This is a genomic window from Cellulomonas terrae (genome assembly GCF_007990265.1).
GTDB lineage: Bacteria > Actinomycetota > Actinomycetes > Actinomycetales > Cellulomonadaceae > Cellulomonas > Cellulomonas terrae.
In genome coordinates, this window is sequence record NZ_BJWH01000006.1 from 105,941 (window position 1) to 118,264 (window position 12,324).

11 protein-coding genes are annotated in these 12,324 nt (G+C 71.8%); 6 read left to right on the forward strand and 5 right to left on the reverse strand.

Features of this window, described 5'->3' with window-relative positions; genetic code table 11:
- Positions 1-15: 15 nt before the first annotated feature.
- The gene (locus tag CTE05_RS08005) at positions 16-1,362 is read left to right on the forward strand and encodes a DNA recombination protein RmuC (RefSeq protein WP_146845597.1); all 1,347 of its coding nucleotides are present in this window, start codon (positions 16-18) and stop codon (positions 1,360-1,362) included.
- Positions 1,363-1,809: 447 nt separating this feature from the next.
- Here the strand turns inward: CTE05_RS08005 and CTE05_RS08010 are convergent, their stop codons facing one another.
- Positions 1,810-2,868 carry a 4-hydroxy-3-methylbut-2-enyl diphosphate reductase gene (locus CTE05_RS08010; protein WP_146845598.1) on the reverse strand — a complete coding sequence of 353 codons (1,059 nt, stop codon included), beginning with the start codon at positions 2,866-2,868 and terminating at the stop codon, positions 1,810-1,812.
- A 161-nt stretch (positions 2,869-3,029) separates the two neighbouring features.
- Here CTE05_RS08010 and xseA point away from each other — a divergent pair, with 161 nt between their 5' ends.
- The 3 genes from xseA to CTE05_RS08025 all read left to right on the forward strand — a co-directional run bounded on the left by xseA (position 3,030) and on the right by CTE05_RS08025 (position 5,742).
- The gene (xseA, locus tag CTE05_RS08015) at positions 3,030-4,304 is read left to right on the forward strand and encodes an exodeoxyribonuclease VII large subunit (protein WP_146845599.1); all 1,275 of its coding nucleotides are present in this window, start codon (positions 3,030-3,032) and stop codon (positions 4,302-4,304) included.
- A 203-nt stretch (positions 4,305-4,507) separates the two neighbouring features.
- Entirely contained in the window at positions 4,508-4,813 is a 306-nt protein-coding gene (locus tag CTE05_RS08020; RefSeq protein WP_146845600.1) for an exodeoxyribonuclease VII small subunit, read from the forward strand.
- Positions 4,810-5,742, forward strand: coding sequence for a carbohydrate kinase family protein (locus CTE05_RS08025; protein ID WP_146845601.1), 933 nt, complete (start codon positions 4,810-4,812; stop codon positions 5,740-5,742). Before CTE05_RS08020 ends, CTE05_RS08025 begins: the two co-directional genes overlap by 4 nt.
- A 7-nt stretch (positions 5,743-5,749) precedes the next feature.
- Here the strand turns inward: CTE05_RS08025 and CTE05_RS08030 are convergent, their stop codons facing one another.
- Genes CTE05_RS08030 through CTE05_RS08045 form a run of 4 tightly spaced genes read right to left on the reverse strand, consistent with a single transcriptional unit; the run spans position 5,750 to position 10,122 of the window.
- Entirely contained in the window at positions 5,750-7,006 is a 1,257-nt protein-coding gene (locus CTE05_RS08030; RefSeq protein WP_146845602.1) for an ABC transporter ATP-binding protein, read from the reverse strand.
- 16 nt (positions 7,007-7,022) lie between these two features.
- Positions 7,023-7,871: a carbohydrate ABC transporter permease gene (locus tag CTE05_RS08035; RefSeq protein WP_146845603.1), complete on the reverse strand. Its 849-nt coding sequence runs from the start codon at positions 7,869-7,871 to the stop codon at positions 7,023-7,025.
- Positions 7,871-8,830: a carbohydrate ABC transporter permease gene (locus CTE05_RS08040; protein WP_146845604.1), complete on the reverse strand. Its 960-nt coding sequence runs from the start codon at positions 8,828-8,830 to the stop codon at positions 7,871-7,873. Before CTE05_RS08040 ends, CTE05_RS08035 begins: the two co-directional genes overlap by 1 nt.
- Positions 8,827-10,122 (reverse strand): sugar ABC transporter substrate-binding protein, encoded by a 1,296-nt coding sequence (locus CTE05_RS08045; RefSeq protein ID WP_146845605.1) that lies wholly within the window; start codon positions 10,120-10,122, stop codon positions 8,827-8,829. Before CTE05_RS08045 ends, CTE05_RS08040 begins: the two co-directional genes overlap by 4 nt.
- A 139-nt stretch (positions 10,123-10,261) precedes the next feature.
- Between CTE05_RS08045 and CTE05_RS08050 the strand changes: the two genes are divergently transcribed.
- Positions 10,262-10,897, forward strand: a complete 636-nt coding sequence (locus CTE05_RS08050) for a carbonic anhydrase (protein WP_146845606.1) — start codon at positions 10,262-10,264, stop codon at positions 10,895-10,897.
- A gap of 22 nt (positions 10,898-10,919) precedes the next feature.
- Positions 10,920-12,317 carry a class II fumarate hydratase gene (locus CTE05_RS08055; RefSeq protein ID WP_246123422.1) on the forward strand — a complete coding sequence of 466 codons (1,398 nt, stop codon included), beginning with the start codon at positions 10,920-10,922 and terminating at the stop codon, positions 12,315-12,317.
- Positions 12,318-12,324: the final 7 nt, after the last annotated feature.

Sequence of the window (12,324 nt, forward strand, 5' to 3'; positions counted from 1 at the left end):
TGGGAGCCTTCACCCATGGACACAGGACTGCTGCTGGGACTCGCGATCGGTGCCGTCGTCGGCGTGCTCGCCGGCTGGATGCTCGCGTCGTCCCGGCTGCGCGCCGCCGACCTCGAGACCGCGCGGGCGCGCGCGCTGCTGGAGGCCGAGCGAGCCGGTGCGCAGGCACGCCTCGCGGACTCCGACCGGCTCGCGGACCAGTTCCGCGCCCTGGCCGCCGACGCCCTCGCCACGAGCAGCGACCAGTTCCTCGCCCTCGCGCACCAGCGGTTCGCCGCGGACCACCAGACGCAGGTCGGGGAGCTGGCCCAGCGCGAGCAGGCCGTACGCGCCATGGTGGAGCCGCTGTCCCGCACCCTCGACCAGGTGCGCGTCGAGCTGTCGACCGCCGAGCAGGCCCGTGCCGCCGGTCAGGCCGCCCTCGGCGAGCAGGTGCGCGCGATGCACCTGGCCTCCGAGCACCTGCGGACCGAGACCGCGCAGCTGGTCACCGCGCTGCGCTCGTCGCAGGTGCGCGGCAAGTGGGGTGAGCTGCAGCTCAAGCGGGTCGTCGAGGCCGCGGGGATGCTCGCGCACGTCGACTTCGTCGAGCAGGACCAGGTGCGGACCGACGACGGGCTCCTGCGGCCGGACATGGTGATCAAGCTCGCGGGCGGCAAGAACGTCGTCGTCGACGCCAAGGTCGCCTTCCTCGGGTTCCTCGACGCAGCGCAGGCCACCGACGAGCGCGTCCGGGTCGAGCGGCTCGCCGCGCACGCCCGGCACGTCCGCGCCCACGTCGACGACCTGGCGGGCAAGCGCTACTGGGACCAGTTCGCCCCCGCGCCGGAGTTCGTCGTGATGTTCGTCCCGGCCGAGTCGTTCCTGCACGCCGCCGCCGAGCAGGACCCGCTGCTCATCGAGTACGCGTTCGAGCGCAACGTCGTCATCGCGACACCGACCACCCTGCTCGCCCTCCTGCGCACCGTGTCGTACGCGTGGCGCCAGGACGCGCTGGCCAGCAACGCGCAGGCCGTCCTGTCTCTCGGCAAGGAGCTGCACGGCCGGCTCGCCACCATGGGCGCGCACCTGGCCAAGCTGGGCAGAGCCATCGACTCCGCGGCCGGCGCCTACAACCAGACGGTGTCGTCGCTGGAGACGCGGGTCCTGGTCAGCGCCCGACGGTTCGCCGACCTGCACGTCGTCGACGGCGACCTGGAGACTCCGGCCCCCGTGAACCCGCAGCTGTCGGCGGTCAGCGCTCCGGAGCTGGTGGCGTCGGCGGACGAGCTCATCGTGATGTTCGACGGCCGCGCCGACCGCGACGCCCGCGCCCTGCGCGAGGAGCGCGCAGCGCAGACCCCGGACGTGACGACGGCCTGACGCACAGCGCGGCCGCGCACCGGGCACCGGGCCTGACATGGGTGTCGTTCTGGAGCGATTGGCGATCTCCATGTCGGGTTCGCGCACGCCGCGGCTGTGCGCGCGGATCCGAACCCGACATGGGCGTCGTTCTGCCGTGGTTGGCGATCCCCCTGTCGGGTTCGCGCACGCCGCGGCTGTGCGCGCGGATCCGAACCCGACATGGGCGTCGTTCCGCCGTGGTTGGCGATCTCCATGTCGGGTTCGCGCCTTCGACGTGCGGGGGGTCCGCGGCGTGGCCGCCACGTCGGGGACGCGCGGGCTCACCGCTCAGCGGTGGATGGCTCGCCGAGGCAGCCATGGGTGACGGGGCGACCCGTTCCGCGTCCCTCATGGCTTGGTCGCCTGGTGAGTCGGTGCGCCGGGCACGACCGCCCACGCGCGGCGGGTCGGCCGCGGTGCGGGTCGTCAGGCGGGCTGGACGTCCAGAGACTTGCGGCCGTCGCGGCGCGGGACGGCCGGGGCCTTGCCGGCGGCCTTCAGGTCGGCACGCAGCTCGCGGGGCAGCGAGAACATGAGGTCCTCGGTGGCGGTGCGGACCTCCTGGACGTCACCGAAGCCGTGCTCGGCGAGCAGGGCCAGGACGTCCTTGACCAGGATCTCCGGGACGGAGGCCCCGGACGTGACACCGACCGTGGTGACGCCGTCGAGCCACGCGAGGTCGATCTCCGAGGCCATGTCGACGCGGTAGGACGTGCGCGCGCCGGCGTCGAGAGCGACCTCGACCAGCCGGACGGAGTTGGACGAGTTCGCGGAGCCGACCGTGATGACGAGGTCGCACTCCGGCGCGAGCTTCTTCACGGCCACCTGGCGGTTCTGGGTGGCGTAGCAGATGTCGTCGCTGGGCGGGTCCTGCAGGTTCGGGAACCGCTCACGCAGCCGGCGGACCGTGTCCATGGTCTCGTCGACCGAGAGCGTCGTCTGCGAGATCCAGATGAGCCGGTCGGGGTCGCGGACCACCACGTCGGCGACGGCGTCCGGGGAGTTCACGACCTGGATGTGGTCGGGGGCCTCCCCGTAGGTGCCCTCCACCTCCTCGTGACCGTCGTGGCCGATGAGGAGGATGTCGTAGTCCTCGGACGCGAACCGCACCGCTTCCTTGTGGACCTTGGTGACCAGCGGGCAGGTGGCGTCGATGGTCTGCAGGTTCCGCGCCGCCGCCTGCGCGTGGACCGCCGGGGAGACGCCGTGCGCGGAGAAGACGACGTGCGCACCCTCAGGCACCTCGTCGGTCTCGTCGACGAACACGGCACCGCGGGCGGCCAGCGTCTCGACGACGTACTTGTTGTGCACGATCTCCTTGCGCACGTACACCGGGGCGCCGTAGTGCTCGAGCGCCTTCTCGACGGCGATGACCGCGCGGTCGACGCCCGCGCAGTAGCCGCGGGGGGCGGCCAGCAGGACGCGCTTGCCGGTCGCGGGCGTGCCGGAGGGCGTGCCGGAGGCGGAGACGGTCGGGGAAGTCACGGTCCGAGTCTAGATCGGCGGATCGCATCGGCCCTGCTCGGAAGGGCTCTGCGGGTGTGACCTGCACCCGACCCCCACGACGCCGACACAGGTGGACGGACCGCGCGCTCCCCCGGCCGTCGCCGACGTACGAGCCGTCGCCGTCGGGGGATGTCGGCGCCATGAGGCAGGCTGGGCGCGTGAGCACCGGCCCCCTGACCAGCCCGGCGTCGGCCGGCCCTCCCCCGCTGCGGGCGGCGGACACCACTCCCGACCGCCCGTGGCCCGTACGGCACCTCGCCCCGAAGATCGCCGACTACATCGCGAAGATGCCTCCGGTCTGGGTCGAGGGGCAGGTGCTGAACCTCAAGCGGTGGAACTCCCTGTACTTCCTCACACTGCGGGACACGGACCTCGACATGTCCCTGTCGGTCACCGCCCCGGCCTTCGCGATCGACAAGCTCGCCGACACGCTCACGGACGGCGCCCACCTCGTCGTCCACGCCCGGCCGCAGTTCCACGCCAAGAAGGGGACGCTGACGTTCGCCGCCGACGACGTGCGGCTGGTGGGGCTGGGTGAGCTGCTCGCACGGATCGAGCACCTCAAGGGCGTGCTCGGCGCCGAGGGGCTGTTCGAGCCGTCGAGGAAGCGTGCGCTGCCGTTCCTGCCCGCGGTGGTCGGGCTGATCGTCGCGCAGCAGGGCGACGCCGAGCACGACGTGGTGTCCAACGCCCGCGCGCGCTGGGCCGCGGTGCAGTTCGAGATCCGCCGGGTGACCGTGCAGGGGCCGCGCGCGGTGCCGGAGGTCAGCGCGGCGATCGCGGAGCTGGACCGGGACCCGCGCGTCGACGTGATCGTCGTCGCCCGCGGGGGTGGGTCGTTCGAGGACCTGCTGCCGTTCAGCAACGAGTCCCTCGTGCGCGCTGCCGCCGCCTGCCGGACGCCCCTGGTCAGCGCGATCGGCCACCACCTGGACACGCCGCTGCTCGACCTCGTCGCCGACCTCCGCGCGTCGACGCCGACGGACGCGGCCAAGCGGGTCGTGCCGGACGTGCGCGAGGAGCGCGCTCGGGTCAGCCAGGCCCGGTTGCGTGCCCGTGCCGCGCTCACCATGCGCCTCACGCGCGAGCAGACCGGGCTGGACCACTGGCGCAGCAGGCCGGTGCTCGCCCGCCCGACCACGCTCGTCGACGTCCACGAGCACCGCGTCGCGGCCCTGCGGGAGAGCGCGCGGCGGTCGCTGCACACCGCGCTGGTGCACGGTCGCGCGGAGATCGCCGGCCTCGCCGCGCAGGTCCGGGCCCTGTCGCCGGCGGCCACCCTCGACCGCGGCTACGCCGTCGTGCAGGGGGCCGACGGGCACGTGGTCCGCGACCCGGACGACGTGGCACCGGAGGAGCTGCTGCGCATCCGGGTCGCCCGGGGCAAGCTGGCCGCGACGGTCACGACGACCTGACGCTCACCCGCCACGCCGAGCCGCTCCCGTCCGAGGCTCGGGCGGTGCGCGACGGGTCCGGCCGTCCGGCGGCGGTCGGTCGGACGGGGCTCGCCGCACCCCCGCTGCGTGGCAGCCGTCAGGCCGCGGACCGGTGGAGCCCGTCCGGTGCACTCCGCGGACGGCACCCCGGCGGTGTGGGCGAGTCCTGGTTGACTGTCCCCGTGCCGAAGCCGTCCCAGTCCGCCGCGCCCACCCCGTCGGCGTCATCGCCCGACCCGAACGCGGACGTCGCCGCCCTCGGCTACGAGGAGGCGCGCGACGAGCTCGTCGCCGTCGTCGCCAGGCTGGAGGCGGGTGCTGCGACGCTCGAGGAGTCCCTCGCGCTCTGGGAGCGCGGCGAGGCCCTGGCGACGCGGTGCCAGGAGTGGCTCGACGGGGCCCGGGAGCGGCTCAGCGCCGTCCGGGACACCGCGGCGAGGACGGAGAGCGGGACGGACGAGAGCCCCGACGACGAGGAGACACGATGACCGCACCGACAGCAGACCGCGCCCTCGTCATCGGTGAGGCGCTCATCGACGTGGTCGCGCGCCCGGACGGCAGTCGGGCGCAGCACCCCGGCGGCAGCCCGGCCAACGTCGCCCTCGGCCTCGGCCGTCTGGGCCGACGGGTGGACCTGCTGACGTGGCTCGGTCACGACGCCGACGGCGACCTGGTGCGCAGGCACCTGCGCGGCTCCGGCGTCAACGTCCTGCAGGGCAACCGCTCGGCCCTGCGCACCCCGGTCGCCACGGCGCACCTCGATGCCGAGGGGACCGCCTCCTACGAGTTCGACCTGGAGTGGGACCTGCCCGAGACGTGGGACGAGGACCCGGGCGACCCGGTGGTCGTCCACACCGGCTCGATCGCGACGGTGCTGCAGCCCGGTGGTGCGGCGGTCGCGACGATGGTGGCCCGCAGACGCGCGACGTCGACCGTCACCTACGACCCCAACCTGCGGCCGGTGCTCATGGGGTCGCCCGCGCACGCGCTGCCGGTCGTCGACGCGCTGGTGCGGCTGGCCGACGTCGTGAAGGTCAGCGACGAGGACCTCGCGTGGCTGCACCCCGGGGTCGCGCCGGCGGAGATCGCGGAGGAGTGGAGCCGGTCGGGGCCGTCGCTCGTCGTCGTCACGCACGGTGGCGAGGGGGCGTTCGCGAGCACGTCTGCCGGGGCACGGATCTCGGTGGCGGCACCGAAGGTGCAGGTCGTGGACACCGTCGGCGCCGGGGACTCGTTCATGGGCGGGCTGATCGACGGGCTCTGGTCCGCCGGGCTGCTCGGGGCGCACCGTCGGCAGGCGCTGGCGGACGTCGACGCGGCGACGGTCGAGGGCGTCCTGGAGCGGTGCGCGCGCATCGCGGCGATCACGGTGTCGCGCGCGGGCGCCAACCCGCCACGCTCGTCCGAGCTCGTCTGACAGAGGGTCAGGCGCTGGCCCGCTCGCGCGCCTGCGCACGTTCGAGGGACGCCTTGCGGTCGGCCTCGTTCTCCTGGTCGATCGTCTTCGCGGCCTCGGCGTCCCAGGTGAGGTTCTCGCCGGTCTCGGGGTCGAACACCATGAGCCGCTCCGGGTCGAACCACAGCTCGGCGTCGTCGCCGTCGCGGATCTTCGTCTCGGACCCGAGCGTGACGATGAGCTGCGTGCGCAGACCCTCGCCGTCGAGGTCGCGGTCGAGCTCTTCGAGGGTCTGCGCGACGTCGGGGTTCGTGTCGAACGGGATGTAGGCGTAGAGCTCCGAGCCGAGCCACTCGCTGACGTCCACGGGCGCGGTGAAGGTCACGCCGGACGACACCTTGGACTCCTCCAGCAGCTTGGCGTCCTCGAAGTGCTCCGGGCGGATGCCGACGATGACGAGGTTCTTGCCACCGAGCTTGGACGCCAGGTCGGCGGAGATCGGGACGTCGGCGAACGGCAGGTGCATCGTCGACCCGTCGACCTCCCCCGGCAGGAAGTTCATGGGCGGCGAGCCGATGAAGCCGGCGACGAAGAGGTTCACGGGCTGCTCGTAGAGGCCGCGCGGGCTGGCGACCTGCTGGAGCTCGCCCTTGCGGAGCACCGCGACGCGGTCGCCGAGGGTCATGGCCTCGGTCTGGTCGTGCGTGACGTAGACCGTGGTGGTGCCGAGGCGGCGCTGCATGCGGGCGATCTCGGTGCGCATCTGGCCGCGCAGCTTGGCGTCGAGGTTGGACAGGGGCTCGTCGAAGAGGAACGCCTGGGCCTCCCGGACGATCGCGCGGCCCATCGCGACGCGCTGCCGCTGGCCACCCGACAGGTTCGCGGGCTTGCGCTCCAGGTGGTCCTGGAGCTCGAGGGTCTTGGCAGCGAACTCGACCTTCTCCCTGATCTGCGCCTCCGTGAACTGCCCCTTCTGCAGACGCAGCGGGAAGGCGATGTTCTCGAAGACCGTGAGGTGGGGGTACAGGGCGTAGTTCTGGAACACCATGGCGAGCTTGCGGTCGCGCGGTGCCTTGTCGTTGACCCGGGTCCCGCCGATCGTCAGCTCGCCCGCGGTGATGTCCTCGAGGCCGACGATCATCCGCAGCAGGGTCGACTTCCCGCAGCCGGACGGGCCGACGAGGATGACGAACTCCCCGTCGGCGATGTCGAGGCTGACCCCTTTCACGGCGAGGAAGCCGTCGCCGTACTGCTTGACGATGTCCTTGAGGGTGATGGCGGCCATCGGATCTCCTTCGTGGTCAGCCCTTGACGGCGCCCTGGGTCAGGCCGGACACGATCTGGCGTTGGAAGAGCAGGACGAGGATGACCACCGGGATGGTCACGATGATGGCGGCGGCCGAGATCGACCCCGTCGGCTCCTCGAACTGCGAGGCACCGGTGAAGAACGCCAGCGCGGCCGGGACGGGTCGGGCGCGGTCGGTCGACGTGAGCGAGATGCCGTAGACGAAGTCGTTCCACGCGATGAAGAAGGCGATCAGCGCGGTCGTGAAGACCCCGGGTGCGGCGAGCGGCACGATCGCCTTGCGGAACGCCTGCCACGTGGTCGCCCCGTCCACCTGGGCGGCCTGCTCGAGCTCCCACGGGATCTGCCGGAAGAACGCGGCCAGCGTCCAGATGGAGATCGGCAGGGTCAGCGACAGGTACGGGATGATCAGCCCGAGCCAGGTGTCGTAGAGGCCGATGTTGCGCCACAGGTTGAACAGCGGGGTCACGATCGAGATGACGGGGAAGATCGAGACACCGAGCGCGGTGAGCAGGATGAGCCGCTTGCCGGGGAAGTCGAGCCGGGCGATCGCGTACGCCGCGAGGGTGGCCAGGACGACGGCGATGGCCGTGGCGATCAGCGAGATGCCGATGGAGTTGCGCAGCGACGACAGGAACAGCGTCTGCGCGGACCCGTCCGGCGCGAGGATCTCCTCGTAGTTCACCGTCGACCACGTCTTCGGCCAGAACAGCCCGAGGTTGAGCTGGCTGGGCAGCTTGAACGACGTGGCGAAGATCGACACGATCGGGAACAGGGCGTAGGAGAGCACGAAGATCGTGATGAGCGCCCAGGCGACCTTGGCCCGGCCCGACAGCTGCTTCATCAGCCCGCCCCCCTCGCGCCGCCGGCCAGATCGACCTTGAAGAGCTTGACCGCGACCCAGCAGATCAGGATCACGCAGAGGAACAGCAGCACCGAGATCGCCGAGCCGAGGCCGATCTCGAGACGCCCGATCGACGTCCGGTACGCCAGGAGCGACAGCACCTCGGTGCCGTTGGCGCCGTTCGTCATGATGAACACGTTGTCGAAGATGCGGAACGCGTCGAGGGCCCGGAACAGGACGGCCACCATGATCGCGGCCTTCATGTTGGGCAGGACCACCCGCGTGAGGCGCTGCCACCACGTCGCACCGTCGACCTCCGCCGCCTCCTCGAGCTCGGTCGGGACCTGCGAGAGGCCGGCCAGCAGGAGGAGGGAGATGAACGGTGTGGTCTTCCAGATCTCCGACATGATGATGACGAAGAGGCTGGTGCCCTGCTGGGCGAACCAGTTGAGGTCCGTGCTGATGCCGGGCACCCAGTCGAACCAGTGGTTGACGTACCCGGAGTTGATGTCGAACGCGTAGAACCACGCGAACGCGGAGACCACGGTGATGATCCCGTAGGGCACGAGGATCGCCGTGCGGAGCAGGCCACGCAGCTGCGTGATGGCTCGGTGCATGACGAGGGCGAGCGCGAATCCGAGGATGAGCTCGATCACCACGGTCACCACGGTGATGAAGACGGTGACGCCGAGCGCCTGCCAGAAGAGCGGGTCGCTCAGCACGACCGCATAGTTGCTCAACCCGGCCCAGCCCCTGTCGTCCGGGGCGGTGAGGCGGAAGTGGAACAGCGAGTCGTAGAAGGCCTGCAGGATCGGGTACAGCGTCACCGCGAGCATGACGACGAACGCCGGCCCTGCGAGCAGCCAGCCGAGCCGCGCCTCCGACTTCGCGCGGTCGCTGCGGCCGGCCTTCGCTGCGGCGTCGCGCAGGTCCGGCCTCTTGTCGGCGACCGTGGTCATAGCAGCTGCTCCCCTCGAAGCACGGCGGTGATCAGGTCGCTGGACTTGGTCGGGGTGACCTCCGGGGTCACTGCGCTCGGCGGGTGCCACGTCTGCTGCAGGCCGGTGGACACCTCGTTGTAGTACGGGGTCTGCGGCCGCGGCACGGCGAGCTCGAGCGACTCGCGGATGACGTCCGCCATCGGGAACGCCTCGGTGACGGCGGGGTCGTCGTAGGCCTCGGTGTTGGAGGGCGGGTTGCCGTTCGTCGCGAAGTACTGCGCCTGGTGCTCAGGGGTCACGATGCACTCGGCCGCCTCGTAGGCGAGGTCGACGTGGTTGCTGTAGGCGCCGATGCCGAGGTTGATCCCGCCGTACGGCGGCGCGGTCTGCTGGTCCTCGGTGACCTGCGGGTACAGCGCCCAGCCGATGTCGTCGAGCAGGGCCTGGTCGAACGTGCCGTCCTCGACGCCGGCCTTCGTGGCGGACCAGACGAACGGCCAGTTGACCATGAACGAGCCCATGTCGCCCTGGAAGATCGACAACGACGCGCCCTCGTCCTCCGTCGGCAGGGCGGGACCTCCGAGGTTCTCCTTGCCGATCGTGCCGATGATCGTCGCGGCGGCCTCACCCGCCGGGCTCTCCAGCCCGAGGGTGACCTCGTCGGCCGGGGCCTCGGGGTTCTCGATGATCGTGCCGCCCGCGGACGCGACGAGCGCGTTGATCCACACGGTGAGGGACTCTGCCTTGGTGCCCTGGACCGCGAGGTACTTGTCCTGGTCCCGGGCCGCGGTCATGATCTGGTCCCACGTCACCGGGGCGGCCTCCGGGTCCAGCCCCGCGGCCTGCGCCACGGACTTGCGGTACCAGAGCAGCTGCGTGTTGGCCCAGAACGGGACGGACACCAGCTCGTCGTCCCACGTCGCCCCGGCCAGGGCGCCTGCCACGACGTTCTGCGTCACCCGCTCCGCGACGTCGTCGGGGACGGGCGCCAGGAACCCGGGCTCGGCCATCTCCGGGATGAACGGCGGGTCCAGGCTCATGATGTCGATCGACGAGTCCTTGGCGGCCAGCCGGCGGGCCAGCTGCTCGCGCTGGGCGCTGGCGTCGCGCGGGAGCACCGACACCTCGATCGCGTACTGGCCTCCTGCGGCCTCCGTGCACTGCCTGGCGATCTCCGCCTGGCCGCCGTCGTCCGGGTTGATGTACCAGGTGAGGACGGGGGTTCCGGACCCCGATCCCGCACATGCTGCCAACGGGGCGACGAGCCCCACCCCCAGTGCGAGGGCGAGCGCCCGTGTGCGTCGTCGCACGGAGCACCTCCGAACCGAGGCGTCGACGCCTCACACTCAAGGGCTACACCCGTTCGCCCCACCGGCGCCACCGGTAGCGACGTTTCTCGCACGGTGAACGGGGCTCCCCGGCGAGGTCCGGACCTGCGACGATGACGCCGTGCCCCGTCCCACCACACCCGCCGAAGCCCTGTCCGCGCTGCGCGAGGGAAACGAGCGGTTCGTCCGCGGCGAGATGCTCCACCCGTCGCAGGGCGTCGACCACCGCTCCGAGCTCAGCGTCGCCCAGTACCCGTTCGCCGTGATCTTCGGCTGCTCCGACTCCCGGGTCGCCGCCGAGATCATCTTCGACCAGGGGCTCGGGGACGTGTTCGTGGTCCGGACCGCCGGTCACGTGCTCGACACCACGGTCATCGGGTCGATCGAGTACGGCGTCGACGTCCTGGGGGCGTCCCTGGTCGTCGTCCTGGGCCACGACAGCTGCGGCGCGGTCGCCGCGGCGACCGCCGCCCTGACCACCGGCGAGCTGCCGACCGGGTTCGTGCGCGCGATCGTCGACCGGGTCATCCCGAGCATCGTCAACCTCGCAGGCGGTGGCCTCGGTGCGCTGAGCACGCTGGACCCGGCGGCGCTCGGGCACGAGCACGTCCGGCACACCGTGCAGATGATCCAGGGGTACTCCCGCTCGCTCGCGGAGGCCGTGACCGAGGGGCGCGTGGCGATCGTCGGGCTCGAGTACACGCTGGCCGACGGGACCGTGCACCTGACCGAGTCGCTGGGGGACGTCGAGGGCTGACCGGTGCGGCAGGATGGCTCGCATGACTTCTGAGTTCCGCATCGAGCACGACACGATGGGAGAGGTGCGCGTCCCCGTCGACGCCCTCTACCGCGCACAGACCCAGCGGGCGGTCGAGAACTTCCCGATCTCCGGCAGCCGCCTCGAGCGCAGCCACATCGAGGCCCTGGCCCGCATCAAGAAGGCCGCGGCCCGCGCGAACGCCGAGCTCGGCGTGCTGGACCAGGACGTCGCGGACGCCATCGTCGCCGCCGCGGACGACGTGGCCTCCGGCGCGCACGACGGCGACTTCCCGATCGACGTCTACCAGACGGGCTCGGGCACCAGCTCGAACATGAACACCAACGAGGTGCTCGCGACGCTGGCGACGCGCAGGCTCGGGCGGGACGTGCACCCGAACGACCACGTCAACGCGTCGCAGTCGTCCAACGACGTGTTCCCGACGTCGGTGCACGTCGCCGCGACCGCGGGCGTCGTCCGGGACCTGGTCCCGGCGCTGGCGCACCTCGCCGAGGCGCTCGAGGCGAAGTCGACCGAGTGGGCCACCGTGGTGAAGTCCGGTCGCACGCACCTCATGGACGCCACGCCCGTGACGCTCGGGCAGGAGTTCGGCGGGTACGCGGCCGCGATCCGGTACGGCATCGAGCGGCTCGAGTCCGCCCTCCCCCGCGCCGCCGAGGTCCCGCTGGGCGGCACCGCGGTCGGCACCGGCATCAACACCCCCGCGGGCTTCCCGCAGCGCGTGATCGCGCTGCTGCGCGAGGACACGGGCCTGCCGCTGACCGAGGCGCGGGACCACTTCGAGGCGCAGAGCTCGCGCGACGGGCTGGTCGAGCTGTCCGGTGCGCTGCGCACGATCGCGGTCAGCCTCACCAAGATCTGCAACGACCTGCGCTGGATGGGCTCCGGACCGAACACCGGCCTCGGCGAGATCGCGATCCCCGACCTGCAGCCGGGCTCGTCGATCATGCCCGGCAAGGTCAACCCCGTCATCCCCGAGGCGGTGCTCATGGTCGCCGCGCGGGTCGTCGGCAACGACGCGACCGTCGCGTGGGCCGGTGCGAGCGGGTCGTTCGAGCTCAACGTGCAGATCCCGGTGATCGCCGCGGGCGTGCTGGAGTCCGTGCGGCTGCTCGCGAACGCGTCCCGGCTGCTCGCGGACAAGACGGTCGTCGGGCTCGTCGCGAACGTCGAGCGTGCCCGCGAGCTGGCCGAGTCGTCGCCGTCGATCGTCACGCCGCTGAACCGCGTGATCGGGTACGAGGCGGCCGCGAAGATCGCCAAGCACGCCGTGAAGCACGGGATCACCGTGCGGGCTGCGGTCATCGACCTCGGCTTCGTCGAGCGCGGCGAGGTCACCGAGGAGCAGCTGGACAGCGCCCTGGACGTCCTGAGCATGACGAGGCCGCCGCAGGCCTGAGCGCACG